A 20,778-nucleotide genomic window follows, 5' to 3' on the forward strand; every position below is an offset into this window, starting at 1 on the left:
ATGCGTCAATCCCTCTCAGGGTTGTAAGTCTTTGGTCTGATACGGGGGTCCTGGGGCCGACCGGGCTCTTCACGAGCCCGGCCGAACTCCCGTCAGACCTCTTCGACGCTGCTCGGCTCGCGCCGGGACAGGTCGATGCCGAGCTCCTCCGCAGCGCGGAAGACGTCCTCGTCGGTGTCACGCATCTCGATGGACATACCGTCGCTGGACAGCACCTCCACGTTCAGGCAGAGAGACTGCATCTCCTTGATGAGCACCTTGAAGGACTCGGGGATGCCGGGCTCGGGGATGTTCTCGCCCTTGACGATGGCCTCGTAGACCTTCACGCGGCCGGTGACGTCGTCGGACTTGATGGTCAGCAGCTCCTGGAGGGCGTACGCGGCGCCGTAAGCCTCCAGCGCCCACACCTCCATCTCACCGAAGCGCTGGCCACCGAACTGGGCCTTACCACCCAGCGGCTGCTGGGTGATCATCGAGTACGGGCCGGTCGACCGTGCGTGCAGCTTGTCGTCGACCAGGTGGTGCAGCTTGAGGATGTACATGTACCCGACCGAGATCGGGTCCGGGAACGGCTCACCGGAGCGGCCGTCGAACAGACGCGCCTTGCCGGAGGGGAGCACCATGCGCTCGCCGTCGCGGTTGGGGATGGTGTGCTGCAGCAGACCGGCGAGCTCGTCCTCGCGGGCACCGTCGAAGACCGGGGTCGCGACGTTGGTGCCGGGGGCGACGGAGTCGGCGCCGATCGCCTGGAGGCGCTGCGCCCAGTCCTCGGCGAGACCGGAGACGTCCCAGCCGCGGCTGGCGAGCCAGCCGAGGTGGATCTCCAGTACCTGTCCCGGGTTCATTCGGGACGGCACACCGAGGGGGTTGAGGATGATGTCGACCGGGGTGCCGTCCTCCAGGAACGGCATGTCCTCGATCGGCAGGATCTTCGAGATGACGCCCTTGTTGCCGTGCCGGCCGGCGAGCTTGTCACCGTCGGTGATCTTGCGCTTCTGCGCCACGTACACGCGCACCAGCTGGTTGACACCGGGGGGAAGCTCGTCGCCCTCCTCACGGTCGAAGACGCGGACGCCGATGACCTTGCCGATCTCGCCGTGCGGGACCTTCAGCGAGGTGTCACGGACCTCACGGGCCTTCTCACCGAAGATCGCACGGAGCAGGCGCTCCTCCGGGGTCAGCTCGGTCTCACCCTTGGGCGTGACCTTGCCGACGAGGATGTCGCCGGCGACGACCTCGGCACCGATACGGATGATGCCGCGCTCGTCGAGGTCGGCGAGGACCTCCTCGGAGACGTTCGGGATGTCCCGGGTGATCTCCTCGGGGCCGAGCTTGGTGTCACGGGCGTCGACCTCGTGCTCCTCGATGTGGATCGAGGAGAGGACGTCGTCCTGCACGAGGCGCTGCGACAGGATGATCGCGTCCTCGTAGTTGTGACCCTCCCACGGCATGAACGCCACGAGGAGGTTCTTGCCCAGCGCCATCTCGCCGTTCTCGGTGGCCGGACCGTCGGCCAGGACCTGGCCCTCGATGATCCGGTCGCCCTCGTTGACGATGACCTTCTGGTTGACCGAGGTGCCCTGGTTGGAGCGGGCGAACTTGGCCAGGCGGTACGTGATGTACGTGCCGTCGTCGTTGGTGGTGGTGATGTAGTCGGCGGAGACCTCCTGGACCACACCCGCCTTCTCGGCCTTGACCACGTCGCCGGCGTCGACGGCGGAGCGGTACTCCATGCCGGTGCCGACGAGCGGGGACTCGCTCTTGATGAGCGGCACGGCCTGACGCATCATGTTCGCGCCCATGAGGGCACGGTTGGCGTCGTCGTGCTCCAGGAAGGGGATCATGGCGGTCGCGACCGACACCATCTGGCGCGGCGAGACGTCCATGTAGTCGACGTCGTCACCGGGGACGTAGTCGACCTCGCCGCCACGGCGGCGGACCAGGACGCGGTTCTCGGTGAAGCGCAGTTCGTCGTTGAGCGTGGCGTTGGCCTGCGCGATGACGAAGCGGTCCTCCTCGTCGGCCGTCAGGTAGTCGACCTCGTCGGTGACCTGGCCGTCGACGACCTTGCGGTACGGCGTCTCCACGAAACCGAACGCGTTGACGCGGCCGTAGGAGGCGAGCGAACCGATCAGACCGATGTTCGGGCCTTCGGGCGTCTCGATGGGGCACATGCGCCCGTAGTGGGACGGGTGCACGTCACGGACCTCGAAGCCGGCCCGCTCACGGGACAGACCACCGGGACCCAGCGCCGAGAGACGACGCTTGTGCGTCAGTCCCGACAGCGGGTTGTTCTGGTCCATGAACTGCGACAGCTGGCTGGTGCCGAAGAACTCCTTGATGGAGGCGACGACCGGCCGGATGTTGATCAGGGTCTGGGGCGTGATCGCCTCGACGTCCTGGGTCGTCATGCGCTCGCGGACGACTCGCTCCATACGCGCCAGACCCGTACGGACCTGGTTCTGGATGAGCTCGCCGACGCTGCGCAGACGACGGTTGCCGAAGTGGTCGATGTCGTCGGTCTCGACGACGATCGTCTGGCCGTTGTCGGCGGCCGTCTCGGTCTCGCCCGCGTGCAGCTTCACCAGGTACTTGATCGTCGAGATGACGTCCTCGACGGTCAGGACGCCCGCGTCGAGCGGCGCCTCCGCACCCAGCTTCTTGTTGACCTTGTAGCGGCCGACCTTCGCGAGGTCGTAGCGCTTGGGGTTGAAGTACAGGTTCTCGAGGAGCGTCTGCGCGGCCTCACGCGTGGGGGGCTCGCCCGGACGCAGCTTGCGGTAGATGTCGAGCAGCGCGTCGTCCTGCCCCTGGGTGTGGTCCTTCTCCAGGGTGGCGCGCATGGACTCGTACTCGCCGAACTCCTCCAGGATCTGCTCGGTGGTCCAGCCGAGGGCCTTGAGGAGGACGGTCACGGACTGCTTGCGCTTGCGGTCGATACGCACACCGACCATGTCGCGCTTGTCGATCTCCATCTCCAGCCAGGCACCCCGGGACGGGATGATCTTGGCGGAGAAGATGTCCTTGTCGGAGGTCTTGTCGATGGAGGAGTCGAAGTAGACACCGGGCGAGCGGACCAGCTGCGACACGACGACACGCTCGGTGCCGTTGATCACGAAGGTGCCCTTGTGGGTCATGAGCGGGAAGTCGCCCATGAAGACCGTCTGGGACTTGATCTCGCCGGTCTCGTTGTTGGTGAACTCGGCCGTGACGAAGAGCGGGGCCGCGTAGGTGAAGTCGCGGTCCTTGCACTCGTCGATGCTGTTCTTCGGCGGCTCGAAGCGGTGGTCGCGGAAGGTCAGCGACATCGACCCGGAGAAGTCCTCGATCGGGGAGATCTCCTCGAAGATCTCCTCCAGACCGGACTTCGTGGGGACGTCCTGACCGTTCTCCAGAGCCTCCTCGACCCGACTCTGCCAGGCGGTGTTGCCGAGCAGCCAGTCAAAGCTCTCGGTCTGCAGCGCGAGCAGGTTGGGAACCTCGAGGGGCTCCTTGATCTTTGCAAAGGAGATGCGCAGCGGGGCGGTGCTGGCGCCGTTGTTCGTATTCGCGGTCGAGGCGTTGCGCGAGGCGGCCAAGAGGGGGTCCTTCCGAGGGCTCGGACTCACTACGCGCGTACCGGCCCCCTCGACCGGGCGCGGAGATGGAAAGCCCCAGGTGAGGGACGTTCAATCGTCGGTGCTCGAGCGAGGGCATGCCCCTGGTGACGGGCAGGAGGCAGCTAACAGGCAGCGCAAAGGGTCAGTGTAGCCAGTTGGCCCACTGATGTCCAGTGCGGGTTTACGGACCCTCGGAAACCCTCGTTGTTCCTCAACGCCTGCGGCAAGCCACGCCCTCGATGCACATCGATACTGCCCTCTTCGCCGTCGATCCATGCCTCGGAGTTCGGATCCGTGTGACGACGCGTCCTGAGAATTGCGCGCTGCGTGCAGTTCGTCAAGGCCCCCCATGCCCGAACCAGATGCTGCGATCGTCACTCGCGGCCGGTCACCAGGGGTGCTCGGAGGCACGACGAAGATCACCATACTCGCCGCCACCGACAGTGCAAGGCAGCCGTCACTCGACGTCCCGGAACGCCGAAAGGCGACCACCCACATGGGTGATCGCCCTTCGGTGCGTCCGCGTTACAGCCCCGAGCCCGGAGCCGTGTGCGAGCAGGTCCTGAGTGGACCCGTGGGCCTTACTTGACCTCGACGGAGGCGCCGGCGCCCTTGAGGGACTCGGCGGCCTTCTCCGCGGCCTCCTTGGCGACCTTCTCGAGAACGGGCTTCGGGGCGCCGTCCACGAGGTCCTTGGCCTCCTTCAGGCCCAGGGAGGTCAGCTCACGCACGACCTTGATGACCTGGATCTTCTTGTCGCCGGCACCGGTGAGGATGACGTCGAACTCGTCCTGCTCCTCAGCGGCCTCGGCCGGGGCGCCGGGGACGGCGGGGCCGGCGACGGCGACGGCCGCGGCGGCGGTGACGTCGAACTTCTCCTCGAACGCCTTCACGAACTCGGAGAGCTCGATGAGGGTCATCTCCTCGAACTGCGCGAGCAGGTCTTCCTGGCTGAGCTTCGCCATGATGGGCGATCCTTCCACTAATTCGGCAGGTGCCGGATGTATCGAAACGGCGGGCGTACTTACGGCCCGCTACGACCCGCGCTTCAGGCGGCGCGGATCAATGCGCGAGCCGAGTTACTCGGCACCGCCCTGCTCGTCCTGCTTGGCGCGAAGAGCGTCCACGGTGCGGACGAGCTTCGAGGGAAGCGCCTGGAAGAGCTGAGCAGTCTGGGACTGCTTGCCCTTGAAGGCACCCGCCAGCTTGGAGAGCAGAACCTCGCGGGACTCGAGGTCCGCAAGCTTCTTGATCTCGTCGGCGGACAGCGCCTTGCCGTCAAGGACACCGCCCTTGATGACGAGGTTCGGGTTGTCCTTGGCGAAGTCACGAAGACCCTTCGCCGACGTCACCGGGTCACCGGTGATGAAGGCAACCGCCGTCGGACCGTTGAACAGGTCGTCGAGCGTCGAGATCCCGGCCTCGTTGGCCGCGATCTTGGTCAGCGTGTTCTTCACCACGGCGTACTGGGCGTCTTCACCGAGCGAACGGCGCAGGTTCTTCAGCTGCGCGACGGTGAGACCCCGGTACTCGGTCAGCACGGCGGCGTTCGAGCTACGGAACTGCTCCGTGAGCTCGGCCACCGCGGCAGCCTTGTCGGGCCTTGCCATAGAGCGTCGGCCTCCTTCCGGGTGATGAGGACCGCTCAGAAGGGGCCGAACAGAACGAAACGCCCCGGCGCAGGCGCACGGGGCGTAGCTCGACCGGACGAATTCCATGCGGGCACGGAACCGGACCGGGAGCAACTTCCACAGTCACCTGCGCGGGTCGTCCGCGGTTCAGCGGATCCTTCGGCCACCGAGCCCTCTTACAAGCGCACGGCAACGACCAGCGGTCTTTGGCTTCTCCGGAAGGTTAGATGACACACGACGTGTCAAGCAAATCCGCTCCTTGACGGCGCCACTCAGCCCTCTCATGCCCCGTCCACCAGCTCGGCGAGGTCGACGGTGTCCTCGGCCGGCGGGGTCTCGACGGTCACCGGCCGGTCGACGTCCAGGAGGGTGACGGTCAGGTCGAGCGGGCCTGTGTCGACCATCCGCCCGTCCTTCAGGCTTTCGGTCTCCCCCCGGAGCCGGTACCGCTTGGCCCGGCCGTCGTCGTCGACCCAGAGGTCCATGGTGAGGGTCTCCTCGATGTCCAGCATCATGAACTGGTCGAGGCTCGTCGTCCGCAGCTTCCGGGTCGCCTTGTCGCGGGCGGCCGTCTGGGCGTCCCGCAGGCTGTTCCAGGTGACCGTTCCCCGGTAGTGCGTGGTCCCGCTTCCGTCGACCGTCTCCGTGCCGACCTCGCGGACCTTCTTCGCGCCGGTCAGGAGTGTGGACTGCGCGAGCGGGCTCGCCTCCAACGCGGTGGGCAGGACGCGGTACGTGTTGTTCTCCGCCGCGCCGCGTCCCCACACGGCCGGCCCGACGCTGAACCACTCCTTGTCCGCCGGTGCGCCGATGGCGGCCGGGTCCCCCTCGGCGTAGAGCACCCCGTCGGCGAACCGCACCTCCACGGGCTTGCCCTCGCTCGCGGCCAGCCCGGTCACGTCCATGCGCATCGAGGTCGGCCGTGCGGTCATCGCCGCCTCGACCCGCATCCTCCCGTTCTCCGGCACCGTGCCCCTCACCCGGTACCGCAGCGACGTGACGTCCGTGGTCCGCTCGGCGGCCCGGGCCACGGCCTCGGCGGGTGTCTTCGGGCTCGCCTCGGCCTGCGCCTGCGTGCCACAGGCGGTGGCACCGCCGAGCAACGCGGCCACGACGGCGACGCCGACCGCTCTGCGGCCGTGTACGGAGCGTACGGAGCCGCGCGCGGCAAACCTCATGTGTCCCCCTGGTCCCTCACGCCCCACCTCTATGGGACGGCTGGGACACTAGCGCCGCCGGGTCGTGTCTGTCCCTCGAATTCAGCTCGTCGGCGATGAGCTCATCAGGTCCTTGTAGTCGACCGTCTCGGCGGCCGGCGGCTCCTCGGTGGAGACGTCGACGCCGTAGTCGCTGTAGTGGGCCGTGGAGTTCACCGTGCCGTTCGCGGTGTCGACCTTCTCGACCTTCTTGACCAGCAGGTCGTCCTCGTCGATCCAGAGGTCGATGTCGACGGTGGTGATGCCGGAGGCCTTCAGCTGCTCCTCCAGTTCGGCCCGCATGTCCTCGCCGAGGTTCGCGTTCCGCTCCTGGAGGTCGGCGACGTCCACGGTGCCGGCGTAGTGCGTGGTCCGCTCCCCGCGGACGTCCTCCTCACCGACCTCCTCGACGTCACCGGAGGCCAGCAGGAGCCGTACGGACTGGTTCGGTGTGACGCTCTTGAAGTGCTCCTGCACATAGGCGCCGGAGGCCCCGCCGATCATCTCGTCCATGTCCTCGTACGCGTACCGGATCCACCGCTTGCCGCCGTACCGGCCGGCGAACAGATCACCCATGTCCGCGTAGTAGGCGTCGGGCAGGTAGCGGGCCTCGGTCGAGGTGATGCCCAGGCGGCGCATCTGGTCGGCCGCCTGGCCGCCGGTGTAGGTGATGGTCATCGTGCCGTCGAGACCGTCGGCCCAGTCGACCTCGCCGTCGGCCTCGATGGACATCAGCTCGCCCAGGTCGCCAGTGGACTCGATCCTCGACGAGTCGGCGTCACGGGTGGAGGAGTCCGCGAGCTTGAGCGCCGCGAACGGATCGTCCCCGCCGTGCTCGTCCGAGTCCGGGGAGCCGCAGGCCACCACCCCCGTCAGCGCGGCCACCACCGCGAACGACACCGCCCTACGGCGACGCGTGCTCGACCTGGTCATCCGTCCCCACCCCCCAGGGAGATTCACCGTGCTCCGCACACCAGGGCAGCACATGCGCGCGCGTATGCCCACCCGTACGCCGGAAGGACCCGTGAGGACCCCTGCGGGGCCCGTATGCCCGTATGCCGAAAAGGGACGAGCCCCGCACCTCTGAAGGTTGCGGGGCTCGTCCACGGGCTGTGCGACCGCGACGCGGCTGCCGGTGAGCGTCAGGCTCAGACGGCGGCCGGGTCCTCCTCGACGAGGAGGTTGCGGGTGCGGTTGGAGTCGACCGGGATGCCGGGGCCGATCGTGGTGCTGATCGCGGCCTTCTTGATGTAGCGACCCTTGGCGGCCGACGGCTTCAGACGGAGGATCTCCTCCAGCGCCGCGGCGTAGTTCTCCACCAGCTTGGTGTCGTCGAACGACGTCTTGCCGATGATGAAGTGCAGGTTCGAGTGCTTGTCGACGCGGAACTCGATCTTGCCGCCCTTGATGTCGTTGACGGCCTTCACGACGTCCGGGGTCACGGTGCCGGTCTTGGGGTTCGGCATGAGACCACGGGGACCGAGCACGCGGCCGAGGCGGCCGACCTTGCCCATGAGGTCCGGGGTGGCGACGACGGCGTCGAAGTCCAGACGGCCCTTCGCCACCTCGTCGATCAGTTCGTCGGAGCCGACGATGTCGGCGCCGGCGGCGGTCGCGGCCTCGGCACGGTCACCGGTCGCGAAGACCAGGACCCGGGCGGTCTTACCGGTGCCGTGCGGGAGGTTCACGGTGCCACGAACCATCTGGTCGGCCTTGCGCGGGTCGACACCCAGACGGAAGGCGACCTCGACGGTGCCGTCGAACTTGGAGGTGGAGGTCTCCTTGGCGAGACGGACGGCCTCGAGCGGGGCGTAGAGCTTGTCCCGGTCGACCTTGGCGTCCGCAGCGCGGAGAGCCTTGCTGCGCTTGCTCACAACTGCTCCTGTGTGTTCTGAAAGGAGTCGTGGTGTACGGGCCGAGCAGGCCCTACCACGTGCGGCTCCGTGAGCCGCATGGTTCTACGAAGGTGGGGTTCAGCCCTCGACCGTGACGCCCATGGAACGCGCGGTACCGGCGATGATCTTCGCGGCGGCGTCCAGGTCGTTGGCGTTGAGGTCGGGCATCTTCGTCGTGGCGATCTCGCGGACCTGCGCCTCGGTGATCTTGGCGACCTTGGTCTTGTGCGGCTCGCCGGAGCCCTTCTCGATACCCGCGGCCTTGAGGATCATCTTGGCGGCCGGGGGCGTCTTGGTGACGAAGGTGAAGGAGCGGTCCTCGTAGACCGTGATCTCCACCGGGATGACCCACCCGCGCTGCGACTCGGTCGCGGCGTTGTAGGCCTTGCAGAACTCCATGATGTTGACGCCGTGCTGACCGAGCGCGGGGCCGACCGGCGGAGCCGGGTTGGCCGCGCCGGCCTGGATCTGGAGCTTGATGAGCCCCGTGACCTTCTTCTTCTTGGGAGGCATTACTCTCCGGGTCCTTTCGATTCGAGTGCGCCCTCATCCGGTTCGCGGCCAGATGAAGGCATACCGCACAACGATAGCGGGTATAGATGCGCGGCCAAAAACCGAGCAGGTCAGACAAGCTGCGGACAGCTCGCCTGACCTGGTCGGAAGCGTGGGTTGCTGCGCTCCGAAGAACTCAGCAGAACTCAGTTCTTCTGGATCTGGTCGAACGACAGCTCGACCGGAGTCTCGCGGCCGAAGATCTCCACGAGACCCTTGACCTTCTTCGAGTCCGCGTTGATCTCGTTGATCGTCGCCTGCAGCGTGGCGAACGGGCCGTCCGTGACGGTGACCGAGTCGCCGACCTCGAAGTCCAGCACCTGGACCTCGACCTTGCGGGCGGGCGCCGGCTTGCCCTCGGCCTCGGCGGCCTCACGGGCGGCCTTCTCCTCGGCCTCCGGCGCGAGCATCTTGACGATCTCGTCCAGGGTCAGCGGGTACGGGTCGTAGGCGTTGCCCACGAAGCCGGTGACGCCGGGGGTGTTGCGGACGACGCCCCAGGACTCGTTCGTCAGGTCCATGCGGACGAGAACGTATCCGGGGAGCTTGTTCTGGCGGATCGTCTTGCGCTCGCCGTTCTTGATCTGCGCGACCTCTTCCTGCGGCACCTCGGCCTGGAAGATGAAGTCCTCGACGTTCAGCGAGACGGCACGCTGTTCGAGGTTGGTCTTCACGCGGTTCTCGTAACCGGCGTAGGTGTGGATGACGTACCACTCACCGGGCAGGGTCCGCAGTTCCTCGCGGAGAGCCTCGACGGGGTCGACCGGCTCGGCCTCCTCCTCGACGACCTCCTCGGTCGCCTCGTCCTCGTCCTCGTCGGCGTCCGCGTCGTCGGAGTCGTCCTCGACGTGCAGCGCAGCTTCCTCGGCCGGCTCCCCCGCCTCGGCCTCGGCAGCCTCGAACTCGTCGACCTCGTCCGAGCCCTCGACGATGTCGAGTTCGTCGTCCACGGACTCGGCACCTTCACCGCGAGGCTCCATGGCGTCCTTCAGGTTCGGGTCAGACACGTGGCTGCTTCTTCCTGGATCATGGGGGTGGAACACGCGAAAGGGGCGCCAGGTAACGGCGCCCTTCGCTCTCGGCTCAGCCGAAGACGTACTTGGCAGCCTTGTCGAGGCCGAAGTCAATCACAGTAACAAGACCGATCATGATGACGACGAAGACGATGACCACCGTCGTGTAGGTCGTCAGCTGGGAGCGGGTCGGCCAGACGACCTTCCGCAGCTCCGCGACGATCTGGCGGTAGAAGAGCGCGAGGCGCTTCAGCGGGCCCTTCTTGGCGCGCTTTCCGCCCTTGCGGGTCTTCTTCTTGTCCTCGGGCACCTCGTCCTGGGCATCAGGCGTGTCGATGGAGCCCACGGCGTCCGTCATTCATCCTCACCTGATTCCGGTCCGGGTCGTGGCCGTGCCGCGCCCGGTCTGAGCCGCACGGCGGAACATTGCTGTACGTACATGCGCACACATCCTGGCGTGAGGAGTGTGTAGCAGGGCCGGAGGGACTTGAACCCCCAACCGCTGGTTTTGGAGACCAGTGCTCTACCAATTGAGCTACGACCCTTTGCGGTTCTCCCCCAACGTACCGCATCCGACCGAGTGCTCGGTGTGCACCTGGTGGGCGCGGCCGGTGAAGGCCAACGAGGAGAGAGCATACGTGGTCCGAAGCCTGTCGTCGAACAGAAAGCGTCCGCAGGGGCGTTGCTCGCCGAAGATCGACTGTTTCCGGCCGCGGATACGGACGGTTGTTCCGTTGCTGTTCAGTCTGTGAAACCCGCGTGCCCGGCGCGTTTCCTGTCTGAAACGATGGGGTCCATGAGCCCTGCAACCCCTCCCACCGAGCGCCGGGTCTCCGCGCGCATCGGCGCGATCTCCGAGTCCGCCACCCTCGCCGTGGACGCCAAGGCCAAGGCCCTCAAGGCCGCCGGGCGCCCGGTGATCGGCTTCGGCGCCGGTGAGCCCGACTTCCCGACCCCGGACTACATCGTCGAGGCGGCCGTCGAGGCCTGCAAGAACCCGAAGTACCACCGCTACACGCCGGCCGGCGGTCTGCCCGAGCTGAAGGCCGCGATCGCCGCGAAGACCCTGCGCGACTCCGGCTACGAGGTCGACGCGTCGCAGGTCCTCGTCACCAACGGCGGCAAGCAGGCCATCTACGAGGCGTTCGCCGCGATCCTCGACCCGGGCGACGAGGTCATCGTCCCCGCGCCGTACTGGACGACGTACCCGGAGTCGATCCGTCTCGCCGGCGGTGTCCCGGTCGAGGTCGTCGCCGACGAGACCACGGGCTACCGGGTCTCGGTCGAGCAGCTGGAGGCGGCCCGCACGGAGAACACGAAGGTCCTCCTCTTCGTCTCCCCGTCCAACCCGACCGGCGCGGTCTACACGCGCGCTCAGGTGGAGGAGATCGGCCGCTGGGCCGCCGAGAAGGGCCTGTGGGTCCTGACCGACGAGATCTACGAGCACCTGGTCTACGGCGACGCCGAGTTCCACTCGCTGCCGGTGGTCGTGCCCGAGCTCGCCGACAGGACGATCGTGGTCAACGGGGTCGCGAAGACGTACGCGATGACGGGCTGGCGCGTGGGCTGGGTCATCGGCCCGAAGGACGTCGTCAAGGCCGCGACCAACCTCCAGTCGCACGCCACGTCGAACGTCTCCAACGTGGCGCAGGTGGCCGCGCTGGCCGCCGTCTCCGGCGACCTGTCGGCCGTCGAGAAGATGAAGGAGGCCTTCGACCGCCGCCGCAAGACGATCGTGCGGATGCTCAACGAGATCGACGGCGTGTTCTGCCCGGAGCCCGAGGGCGCGTTCTACGCCTACCCGTCGGTGAAGGAGCTGATCGGCAAGGAGATCCGCGGCAAGCGCCCCCAGGACACGGTCGAGCTGGCCGCGCTGATCCTGGAGGAGGCCGAGGTCGCGGTCGTCCCCGGCGAGGCCTTCGGCACCCCCGGCTATCTGCGTCTGTCGTACGCCCTGGGTGACGAGGATCTCGTCGAGGGCGTCTCCCGCGTGCAGAAGCTGCTGGCGGAGGCGACGGACTGACGTCCTGAGCTGAGATTCCTTGGGGACCACATACAGATTTCCGTATGTGGTCCCCTCTTTCATGTGTGCGAGCCAGACCACGTTCGAGGATTCCGCTTCCGGGACGGCATGGGCGTGCGGCAGGATCGGGCGATGGAGCGTGTACGTGACCTCTCTGAACTGCCCAAGGCCCATCTGCATCTGCACTTCACCGGGTCGATGCGGCCCACGACCGTGCTGGAACTGGCCGACAAGTACGGGGTCCGGCTCCCCGACGCGCTGACGGAGGCGCTGACCAGCGGGGAACCGCCGAGACTGCGGGCGACGGACGAGCGTGGGTGGTTCCGGTTCCAGCGGCTGTACGACGCGGCGCGCTCGTGCGTCAGGGAGCCCGAGGACATCCAGCGGTTGGTGCGGGAGGCCGCGGAGGAGGATGTCCGGGACGGTTCGGGCTGGCTGGAGATCCAGGTGGACCCGACGTCGTACGCGCCCCGGCTGGGCGGGCTGATCCCGGCGCTGGAGGTGATCCTGGACGCGGTCGACACGACGGCGCGGGAGACGGGGCTCGGGATGCGGGTGCTGGTGGCGGCGAACCGTATGAAGCACCCGTTGGACGCGCGCACGCTGGCCCGGCTCGCGGTGCGGTACGCGGACCGGGGGGTGGTCGGGTTCGGGCTCTCCAACGACGAACGCCGGGGCATGGCGCGGGACTTCGACCGAGCGTTCGCGATCGCCCGGGAGGGGGGCCTGCTGTCGGCGCCGCACGGCGGTGAGCTGACCGGTCCGTCGTCGGTGCGGGACTGTCTGGACGACCTGAACGCGAACCGGGTGGGTCACGGGGTGCGCGCGGCGGAGCACCCGCGCCTGTTGCAGCGGCTCGCCGAGCAGCAGATCACCTGCGAGGTCTGCCCGGCCTCGAACGTGGCGCTCGGCGTCTACGAGAAACCCGAGGACGTCCCCCTGCGGACGCTGTTCGACGCCGGGGTGCCGATGGCGCTCGGCGCGGACGACCCGCTGCTGTTCGGTTCGCGTCTGGCGGCCCAGTACGAGATCGCCCGCCGGCACCACGACTTCACGGACGAGGAGTTGGCTGAGCTGGCCCGGCAGTCGATCCGGGGGTCGGCTGCCCCGGAGCAGGAGAGGAAGAAGCTGCTGGCCGGCGTGGACGACTGGCTCGCCGCCCCGGCCGGGGTCGGGGCGGGGGTGTCCTAGAAGCGTCCTGAAGATCTTGAAAATGCGCCCGGCTTGCCCTACTTGATGGCGATTGACATTTACCGGCAATCCAGGGTGAGTCGGGCGGCCAGAGCAAGATCTTCAGCGGTCTCCTAGTGTCCTGAGTCTTTGATTCGGTTCAGATATCCGGTGAGGCGTTCGAAGATCTCGTCAGCGGTCTTCGTCCAGACGAAGGGCTTGGGGTTGTCGTTCCAGTCGGCGATCCAGGTCCGGATGTCCTTCTCCAGGGCTTGGACGTTCCTGTGGACGCCACGCCGTATCTGCTTGTCCGTCAGCAGGGCGAACCAGCGCTCCACTTGGTTGAGCCAGGAGGCGCTGGTCGGGGTGAAGTGCATGTGGAACCGCGGATGGGCCAGCAGCCACTTCTGGATCGCGGGCGTCTTGTGGGTGGCGTAGTTGTCGCAGATCAGGTGGACGTCGAGATGGTCGGGGACCTCCTTGTCCAGCTTGGCCAGGAACTTCTTGAACTCCACCGCGCGGTGCCGGCGGTGGAGCGAGCTGATGACCTCGCCGGTGGCCGCGTTCAGGGCGGCGAACAGGGTCGTCACGCCGCCGCGCAGGTAGTCGTGGGTGCGGCGCTCGGGCATGCCCGGCATCATCGGCAGCACCGGTGCCGACCGGTCCAGTGCCTGGATCTGCGACTTCTCGTCCACACAGAGGACGATGGCCCGCTCGGGCGGGTCCAGGTACAGGCCGACGACGTCGCGGACCTTCTCGATGAACTGCGGGTCCTTGGACAGCTTGAAGGTGTCCACCAGATGCGGTTTGAGGCCGAAGGTCCGCCAGATCCGCGAGATGGTGGACTGGCTCAGGCCGCTGGCCGCGGCCATTCCCCGCGTCGACCAGTGCGTGGCGTTCTTCGGGGTGGTCTCCAGGGTCCGCACGACCACCTCCTCGACCTTTTCGTCGCTCACCGTGCGGGGCGGGCCGGGCCGCGGCTCGTCGGACAGGCCCTGGAGCCGGTCGGCCGCGAACCGCCTGCGCCACTTGGCCACCGTGACCGGGTGGACCCCAAGCTCCGCTCCCACCACGGTGTTCGAACCGCCCTCAGCACACGCAAGCACGATCCGGCACCGCAACGCCAGAGCCTGCGAGGACGTTGCTCGCCGCGACCAGCGCAGCAGCGTCTCTCGCTCCTCATCCGTCAGGACCACTTCGACCGTCGGCCGACCCATACGCGCCATGAGCCCAGCCTACTTCTTTAGCGAAATAAAGACTCAGGACACTAGGCCCTGTCGTCACATTCCCGTCGTCGCCCGAAGGGCGGGCTGGCGGCGTCGTGGGGGTACCTCCCGGTCGAGCGCAGCCGAGACCGGGGGAGCGTGCTCTCGGCGTGCCGGGCACCGACCGGCGTACCAGACGTACTCGGGTCGGTGCCCGGTGCGTCGAGAGCGCGTGCATGGCGTCGCGGGGCAGGCGGGAATGTGACGACAGGGACTAGAGGCTGACGCCGACCGTCACCGGCTCGTTGACCAGGGTGATGCCGAAGGCGTCACGGACTCCGGTGACGACCTCGCGGGCCAGGGCGAGCAGGTCCTCGGTGGTGGCGGCGCCCCGGTTGGTGAGGGCCAGGGTGTGTTTGGTGGAGATCCGGGCGGGCCCGGTGCCGTATCCCTTGGTGAAGCCGGCCTTGTCGATCAGCCAGGCGGCGGAGGTCTTGGTGTGGCCGTCGCCGGCGGCGTAGGCGGGCGGGGTGACGTCGTCCCCGAGGCGCGCGCGCACGCGCGCGTGGAAGGCGGCGTACTGCTCGTCGGTGAGGATCGGGTTGGTGAAGAACGATCCGGCGGACCAGGTGTCGTGGTCCTCGGGGTCGAGCACCATGCCCTTCCCGGCGCGCAGCTTCAGCACGGTCTCGCGGGCCTCGGCGAGGGGCACCCGGTCGCCGGGTTCGACGCCGAGCGTGCGGGCCGTCTCGGCGTACTTGATCGGACCCGACAGGCCGCCCGCGTCCTCCAGTTCGAACCGGACCCGCAGGACGACATAGCGCTCCGGCTCGTCCTTGAAGCGGCTGTGGCGGTAGGAGAAGGCGCACTCGGTGTTCGGGACGGTGACGGTCTCGCGGGTGCGGCGGTCGTAGGCGACGACCTCGGTGATGGTGGAGGCGACCTCCTGGCCGTACGCGCCCACGTTCTGGATCGGTGTGGCGCCCGCGGAGCCGGGGATGCCGGCCAGGCACTCGATCCCGGCGAGCCCGGCCTCGACGGCGCGGGCGACCGCGTCGGTCCACACCTCGCCGGCGGCCAGCTCCAGCCGTGTCCCGTCGAGCGCGAAGCCCTTGGTGGCGATGACCAGCGCGGTTCCGGCGAAGCCCTGGTCGCCGATCACCAGGTTGGAGCCACCGCCGATGAGCAGCAGCGGCGTACCGGTGTCGTCGGCCTCGCGGACGGCGGCGACGACCTCGTCGTCGGTGGTAGCGGTGATCAGCCGGCGCGCGGGCCCGCCCAGCCGGAAGGTGGTCAGCGGGGCGAGGGGGGCGTCGTGGAGTTCCTGCACGGGCTCAAGAGTACGAGACCCCCGCACCGGGGAGGGGCGGGGGACCGTGGGGGTGCGGCCGTGAGGCGTGGGCCGTCAGGCCAGTCGGACGACCGCGCGGGACATGCCCAGGACCTTCTGGCCGCCGCTCATGGCCGTCAGGTCGACGCGGACGGTGTTGTCGTCGAGCTTGGCGCCGATCTTGGCGCTGACCTCGATGGTGGCGCCCTCGTCGTCGTTGGGGACGACCACGGGCTTGGTGAAGCGGACGCCGTACTCGAGGACCGAGCCCGGGTCGCCGGTCCAGTCGGTGACGACACGGATCGCCTCGGCCATGGTGAACATGCCGTGCGCGATCACGTCCGGGAGGCCGACCTCCTTGGCGAACTTCTCGTTCCAGTGGATCGGGTTGAAGTCGCCGGAGGCACCCGCGTACCGGACGAGGGTGGCGCGGGTCACGCCGAAGCTCTGGGCGGGCAGTTCGGTGCCGACCTCGACGTCGTCGTAGGAGATCTTCGCGGTCATCGGGTTCTCACGCCTCCTCGGCCGCGCGGGCCACGAGCTTGGTCCAGGCGGTCACGACGTGCTCACCGGACTCGTCGTGGACCTCGCCGCGGATGTCCAGGATGTCGTTGCCCGCGAGGGACTTGATCGCCTCGATGGTGGAGGTGACGGTGAGGCGGTCACCGGCGCGCACGGGGCGCTTGTGGGCGAACTTCTGGTCGCCGTGCACCACCCGGCTGTAGTCGAGGCCCAACTGGGGGTCCTGGACGACCTGTGCCGCCGCCTGGAAGGTGATCGAGAACACGAAGGTCGGCGGGGCGATCACATCGGCGTACCCGAGCGCCTTGGCCGCCTCGGGGTCCGTGTAGACGGGGTTGGTGTCCCCCACGGCCTCCGCGAACTCGCGGATCTTCTCCCGGCCGACCTCGTAGGGGTCGGTGGGCGGGTAGGTACGCCCCACGAAGGACTGGTCGAGCGCCATGGGCTCGGCACCTCCTGGTTGCTGCGGATACGGCGGTACTGACCGGCACCGGCAGTACTGACCGGTACTGGTCGGTGTAACGACGCGAGGCCGCCCCCGATCACTCGGGGACGGCCTCGTGTACGAGCCTGATCTATCGCGTTTCGCGGTGCGCGGTGTGCGCGTTGCAACGCGGGCAGTGCTTCTTCATCTCCAGTCGGTCCGGGTTGTTACGCCGGTTCTTCTTGGTGATGTAGTTCCGCTCCTTGCACTCCACGCAGGCCAGCGTGATCTTCGGGCGGACGTCGGTGGCAGCCACGTGAGTGCTCCTTGACGAACGGATGGGATTGGTTTAACGCAAGAAAGAGTAGCCGATCGAAGGACCGACCCCGCAATCGGCTACTGTCAGTAGCGGTGACCGGACTTGAACCGGTGACACAGCGATTATGAGCCGCTTGCTCTACCGACTGAGCTACACCGCTGTGATGCGATCGGATCCCGCCTTGCGACGGGAACCTTTCACACCAGAGCCCCAATACGGAATCGAACCGTAGACCTTCTCCTTACCATGGAGACGCTCTGCCGACTGAGCTATTGGGGCGAGCGATGAAGACATTACACGCCCCACCGCCGATCGCCCAAATCCGTTTCCCGGCCCGCATCCATGGATCGCCCGGGCGCCGTCCGAGGGTCGTCCACAGAGGTTCCCGGAGCCGCCGGGGAGCTGTCGCCCGTCCCGTTTCCGCAGGCCGCGCAGGTCCCACGCACACCACCGCCCCCGGCTCTCCCGGCAGTCCCCCGCCTCCCACCGGCCGTCGCCGTCACCTCTCCCGGCAGGTGAACCGCTCCGGTACGACTATTGCGCTCCTCCGCGACGAGGGCGGGTGGCCCGCCTAGGCTCGACTCACTCTGCGTGATCTTGTAGCCCCAGGAGCGCGATGCCCGACAGCCAGCCGCAGCCGTCCCCCTCCTCCTCCGGCCCGCCCTCGGGCCCGGACGAGACCGGCGCCCTGCTGCTGTGCGGGGCGCGACTGACCGACGGCCGGATGGTGGACGTCCGGCTGGGCGGCGGGCGGATCGAGGCGGTCGGCACGGCGGGCAGTCTGGGCCCCGGGCCCGCCCCGTCCGGGGTGTCCGCCACCCGGGTGGACCTCGGCGGCCATCTGCTCCTGCCGGCTCCCGTCGAGCCGCACGCGCACGGCGACACGGCCCTGTCGGCCGATTTCGCGGGGCCCGTCCCGTACGACGACCTGGATGTCCAGCGGCGGGCCACCGAGGCCGCGCTGCTGCAACTCGGGCACGGGGCCACGGCGTTGCGCTCGCACGTCCACGTGGGCGGTGTGCAGGGGCTGGGGGCGCTGGCGGCGGTGCACGCCGCGCGGCAGGCCCTGCGCGGCCTCGTCGAGGTGCGAACGGTGGCGATGCCCCGGGTGCTGACCGGGGTGGCGGGGGCGGACGGGCTCGCGATCCTGCGGGACGCGGTGAAGATGGGCGCCTCCGTGGTCGGCGGCTGCCCGGACCTGGACCCCGATCCCACCGGGTACGTGGAGGCGGTCCTGGAGATCGCATCCGAGCACGACTGCCCGGTCGACCTGCACACCGACGGCGACGACCCCGCCCGGCTCGCGCGGCTCGCGGCCATGGCGGGCGGCCTGCGGCCGGGTGTGACGCTCGGCCCGTGCGGCGGTCTCGCCCGCCTTCCCTCCCAGGCCGCCGCCCGCGCCGCCGACCAGCTCGCCGCGGCCGGGGTGACCGTCGTCTGTCTCCCGCAGGGCGGCTGCGGCACCGTGGACCGCCGGGGCACGGCGCCCGTACGGCTGCTGCGCGCGGCCGGTGTGCGCGTCGCGGCGGGCAGCGGGGCGCTGCGGGACGTGTCGAACCCGGTCGGCCGCGGGGACCCCCTGGAAGCGGCGTACCTGCTGGCGTCCCGGTACGGGCTGCGGCCCGAGGAGGCGTACGACACCGTCAGCGGGGCGGCGCGTGCCGCCCTGGGGCTGCCCGAGGTGCGCGTCGAGGCCGGTTTCCCCGCCGAGCTGCTCGCTGTGCGAGGCGCGCGACTCTCGGGGGTCCTGTCGCTGGCGTACAGCCGGATCGTCGTGCATCGGGGGCGTGTGGTGGCGCGCACCAGCGCGGTACGCGAGTACGGCGGCACGGCGACGAGCACGGCGCCGGGGCTGCCTCGGCAGGGGCGGGGGGAGCCGTCGTGATCCGGGGTCGCGGCACGCGCGCGTGGGGCGACCCCGGAGGTCGCGGCACGCGCGCGTGGGGCGATTTCGTGCTCCACGCGCGCGTGCTCCGTCCGGAGAGGGGGCGCCCCCGTGTCGGTCAGACGGGGAACATCCCGCTGCCCAGCGGGCCGCCGAACTCCTCGACCGGGATCTCGGACGCGCCCTTGGGGGCGCTGATGTCGCCGGCCTTGCCGAAGGTGAGGACGAGCGGGGCCTTGACGCCCTTCGCGTCGTCGGCGAGGACCGCGAGGTCGGTCTCGATGCGGGTGAGGTCACCGTTCTTGAGGGTGAAGTCGACCGCGACCTTCTTGTTCGGGGCGTCCTTCATGTCCTCGCCCGTGGGGAGTTCGGCCCCTGCCGGGAGGTCGCCCTCGATGGGCTGGAGCTTGTCGACGATCCCGGTGAGCAGGTCGCGGAAGTTGGCCTTGGCGGTGATGACCTCGGTGCCGTCCTCGCCGTTCTTGGTCTTGAAGTCGACCTCGCGGGCGACGACTCCGCGGACCGCGGAGAGGATCTTCTTCTGGGTCTTGGCGTCGAGTTCGTCGGAGCCGCCCGAGCCGGCGTCGGCGCCCGCGTCCTCGGCGGCGTCCTGCAGGTCGGACGTGTCGACCTTGACCCAGTCGCCCTCCAGGAGCGGCCGCATGTGCTGCTCCTCCTCGGGGAGTTCGTCGAGCTCGTCGGCCGTCGGGAAGGGCATGCCCATCGCGTCGCCCATGGCCTGCATGTCTGCGCGGTAGTACGTGTAGTCGCCGACGAGCCGGTACTCGGCGAACACGCCCTCCTCGCCCGAGATCTTCATGCCCATGCCGGTGACGTCCTTCTCACCGGACGCGGCGAGCGGCTTCTTCGAGGTGACCGACACGTCGACGCGCAGCCCGGTGAAGAACTCCGCCATCTCCGGCGGCACTTCCTCGCTGTCCTCGCCCATCAGCGCGACGAGGTCGTCCGGGTCGGCGTCGAGCCGGATCCCGAAGGCCAGCGACTTCTGCTCGCCCAGCCGCTCGACGGCGTTGTCGACCTTCTGGCCCGCAGTCAGATTCTGCACGGTCCCGCAGGCGGCCACCGTGACGAGGACGGCCGCGGCGCAGCCGACCCCGGTGAAGGCCCGGCGGGCCACGGGCGCCCCCGCGGCGGATGCGCGCTTCATGGACGTACGTACGACGGTCGTGGAGATGGCGTTACGCATGACGGTGATGGGTCCCCCCGTGAATTCCTGCGCTCGCCGGTACGGCGAACATGGTGGAGACACTCGGGACGGCCGAATGGTTGCGCGGCAAACGCGTCGGGTCGGGCGTACGGTCGGAAACATGCGCATTGTCATCGCTGGAGGTCATGGTCAGATCGCGCTGCGGCTGGAGCGGTTGCTCGCCGCGCGCGGTGACGAGGTGGCGGGGATCATCCGCCGCCCGGAACAGGCGGACGATCTGCGCGCGGCCGGTGCCGAACCGGTGCTGTGCGATCTGGAGTCGGCGTCGGTGGAGAAGGTCGCCGCGCATCTGCAGGGCGCGGACGCGGCCGTGTTCGCTGCGGGCGCGGGTCCGGGCAGTGGAACGGCACGCAAGGACACGGTCGACCGCGGGGCGGCGGTCCTGTTCGCGGACGCCGCGGTGCTTACGGGCGTACGACGTCACCTGGTCGTCTCGTCCATGGGGGCGGATCCGGACCACGAGGGCGACGGCGTCTTCGACGTGTACCTTCGGGCCAAGGGCCAGGCCGACGCCTATGTGCGCGGCCTGGACGCACTGGACTGGACGATCCTGCGACCCGGCATGCTGACCGACGACGCCGGCACGGGCCTCGTCCGTCTGGAGGCGTCCACCGGGCGCGGTCCGGTCCCCCGTGACGACGTGGCCGCGACGCTCTTCGAACTCCTCGACACCCCTGCGACGGCCGGTCTCACCCTGGAGCTGATCAGCGGTTCGACACCGGTGTCGGTGGCGGTGAAGTCGGTGGCGGGCAACTGAGGGGGCGGGGCACCCGGGCCGACCGCCGG

The 20,778-nt window shown here is 68.7% G+C and carries 19 protein-coding genes and 3 tRNA genes; 4 read left to right on the top strand and 18 right to left on the bottom strand.

All coding sequences use genetic code 11. From position 1 onward, the window contains the following. Positions 1 to 92: 92 nt before the first annotated feature. The 10 genes from rpoB to P8T65_RS17965 form a co-directional block, all read right to left on the bottom strand. A complete protein-coding gene (rpoB, locus tag P8T65_RS17920) occupies positions 93 to 3,578 on the bottom strand; it encodes a DNA-directed RNA polymerase subunit beta (protein WP_230219552.1) in 3,486 nt (1,161 codons plus the stop codon). 602 nt (positions 3,579 to 4,180) lie between these two features. Continuing rightward, positions 4,181 to 4,564 carry a 50S ribosomal protein L7/L12 gene (gene rplL, locus P8T65_RS17925; protein WP_060887961.1) on the bottom strand — a complete coding sequence of 128 codons (384 nt, stop codon included), beginning with the start codon at positions 4,562 to 4,564 and terminating at the stop codon, positions 4,181 to 4,183. Between the two features lie 114 nt (positions 4,565 to 4,678). Next, positions 4,679 to 5,209 carry a 50S ribosomal protein L10 gene (rplJ, locus tag P8T65_RS17930; RefSeq protein ID WP_033528319.1) on the bottom strand — a complete coding sequence of 177 codons (531 nt, stop codon included), beginning with the start codon at positions 5,207 to 5,209 and terminating at the stop codon, positions 4,679 to 4,681. 302 nt (positions 5,210 to 5,511) lie between these two features. After that, positions 5,512 to 6,408: a hypothetical protein gene (locus P8T65_RS17935; protein ID WP_316726299.1), complete on the bottom strand. Its 897-nt coding sequence runs from the start codon at positions 6,406 to 6,408 to the stop codon at positions 5,512 to 5,514. Positions 6,409 to 6,489: 81 nt separating this feature from the next. Beyond that, a complete protein-coding gene (locus tag P8T65_RS17940; protein WP_316726300.1) occupies positions 6,490 to 7,359 on the bottom strand; it encodes a hypothetical protein in 870 nt (289 codons plus the stop codon). A 215-nt stretch (positions 7,360 to 7,574) separates the two neighbouring features. Then, positions 7,575 to 8,300: a 50S ribosomal protein L1 gene (gene rplA / locus P8T65_RS17945; protein ID WP_184904681.1), complete on the bottom strand. Its 726-nt coding sequence runs from the start codon at positions 8,298 to 8,300 to the stop codon at positions 7,575 to 7,577. A 99-nt stretch (positions 8,301 to 8,399) separates the two neighbouring features. Next, positions 8,400 to 8,834: a 50S ribosomal protein L11 gene (gene rplK, locus P8T65_RS17950; RefSeq protein ID WP_033528316.1), complete on the bottom strand. Its 435-nt coding sequence runs from the start codon at positions 8,832 to 8,834 to the stop codon at positions 8,400 to 8,402. Positions 8,835 to 9,019: 185 nt separating this feature from the next. Next, on the bottom strand, positions 9,020 to 9,880 hold the full coding sequence (gene nusG, locus P8T65_RS17955) for a transcription termination/antitermination protein NusG (RefSeq protein WP_316726301.1): 861 nt from the start codon (positions 9,878 to 9,880) through the stop codon (positions 9,020 to 9,022). Between the two features lie 76 nt (positions 9,881 to 9,956). Beyond that, positions 9,957 to 10,244: a preprotein translocase subunit SecE gene (gene secE, locus P8T65_RS17960; RefSeq protein WP_033528314.1), complete on the bottom strand. Its 288-nt coding sequence runs from the start codon at positions 10,242 to 10,244 to the stop codon at positions 9,957 to 9,959. Between the two features lie 114 nt (positions 10,245 to 10,358). After that, positions 10,359 to 10,431 (bottom strand) — tRNA-Trp (locus tag P8T65_RS17965). Between the two features lie 251 nt (positions 10,432 to 10,682). Here P8T65_RS17965 and P8T65_RS17970 point away from each other — a divergent pair. Beyond that, positions 10,683 to 11,909 carry a pyridoxal phosphate-dependent aminotransferase gene (locus P8T65_RS17970; RefSeq protein ID WP_316726302.1) on the top strand — a complete coding sequence of 409 codons (1,227 nt, stop codon included), beginning with the start codon at positions 10,683 to 10,685 and terminating at the stop codon, positions 11,907 to 11,909. A gap of 132 nt (positions 11,910 to 12,041) precedes the next feature. After that, positions 12,042 to 13,100: an adenosine deaminase gene (locus P8T65_RS17975; protein WP_316726303.1), complete on the top strand. Its 1,059-nt coding sequence runs from the start codon at positions 12,042 to 12,044 to the stop codon at positions 13,098 to 13,100. Positions 13,101 to 13,213: 113 nt separating this feature from the next. On the opposite strand, the gene P8T65_RS17980 is transcribed toward P8T65_RS17975, so the two are convergent. The 7 genes from P8T65_RS17980 to P8T65_RS18010 all read right to left on the bottom strand — a co-directional run bounded on the left by P8T65_RS17980 (position 13,214) and on the right by P8T65_RS18010 (position 17,158). Further along, positions 13,214 to 14,305 carry an IS630 family transposase gene (locus P8T65_RS17980; RefSeq protein WP_316726304.1) on the bottom strand — a complete coding sequence of 364 codons (1,092 nt, stop codon included), beginning with the start codon at positions 14,303 to 14,305 and terminating at the stop codon, positions 13,214 to 13,216. Positions 14,306 to 14,558: 253 nt separating this feature from the next. After that, positions 14,559 to 15,614 carry a UDP-N-acetylmuramate dehydrogenase gene (locus P8T65_RS17985; protein ID WP_316726305.1) on the bottom strand — a complete coding sequence of 352 codons (1,056 nt, stop codon included), beginning with the start codon at positions 15,612 to 15,614 and terminating at the stop codon, positions 14,559 to 14,561. Positions 15,615 to 15,689: 75 nt separating this feature from the next. Next, positions 15,690 to 16,118 (bottom strand): MaoC family dehydratase, encoded by a 429-nt coding sequence (locus P8T65_RS17990; RefSeq protein ID WP_316726306.1) that lies wholly within the window; start codon positions 16,116 to 16,118, stop codon positions 15,690 to 15,692. A 7-nt stretch (positions 16,119 to 16,125) separates the two neighbouring features. Continuing rightward, positions 16,126 to 16,578 carry a MaoC family dehydratase N-terminal domain-containing protein gene (locus P8T65_RS17995; protein ID WP_184904693.1) on the bottom strand — a complete coding sequence of 151 codons (453 nt, stop codon included), beginning with the start codon at positions 16,576 to 16,578 and terminating at the stop codon, positions 16,126 to 16,128. A gap of 133 nt (positions 16,579 to 16,711) precedes the next feature. Continuing rightward, positions 16,712 to 16,876 carry a 50S ribosomal protein L33 gene (gene rpmG / locus P8T65_RS18000; RefSeq protein WP_003948671.1) on the bottom strand — a complete coding sequence of 55 codons (165 nt, stop codon included), beginning with the start codon at positions 16,874 to 16,876 and terminating at the stop codon, positions 16,712 to 16,714. A gap of 90 nt (positions 16,877 to 16,966) precedes the next feature. Continuing rightward, positions 16,967 to 17,039, bottom strand: a tRNA-Met gene (locus P8T65_RS18005). 46 nt (positions 17,040 to 17,085) lie between these two features. Continuing rightward, a tRNA-Thr gene (locus P8T65_RS18010) sits at positions 17,086 to 17,158 on the bottom strand. Between the two features lie 337 nt (positions 17,159 to 17,495). Here P8T65_RS18010 and P8T65_RS18015 point away from each other — a divergent pair. Further along, positions 17,496 to 18,764 (top strand): amidohydrolase family protein, encoded by a 1,269-nt coding sequence (locus P8T65_RS18015; protein WP_316726307.1) that lies wholly within the window; start codon positions 17,496 to 17,498, stop codon positions 18,762 to 18,764. Between the two features lie 118 nt (positions 18,765 to 18,882). Here the strand turns inward: P8T65_RS18015 and P8T65_RS18020 are convergent, their stop codons facing one another. Further along, positions 18,883 to 19,971 (bottom strand): hypothetical protein, encoded by a 1,089-nt coding sequence (locus P8T65_RS18020; RefSeq protein ID WP_316726308.1) that lies wholly within the window; start codon positions 19,969 to 19,971, stop codon positions 18,883 to 18,885. A gap of 121 nt (positions 19,972 to 20,092) precedes the next feature. On the opposite strand from P8T65_RS18020, the gene P8T65_RS18025 reads away from it, so the two are divergent. After that, complete coding sequence (locus P8T65_RS18025) at positions 20,093 to 20,749, top strand: NAD(P)H-binding protein (protein WP_316726309.1); 657 nt, start codon at positions 20,093 to 20,095, stop codon at positions 20,747 to 20,749. Positions 20,750 to 20,778 lie beyond the last annotated feature (29 nt).

It is taken from the genome of Streptomyces sp. 11x1, assembly GCF_032598905.1.
Classification (GTDB): domain Bacteria; phylum Actinomycetota; class Actinomycetes; order Streptomycetales; family Streptomycetaceae; genus Streptomyces.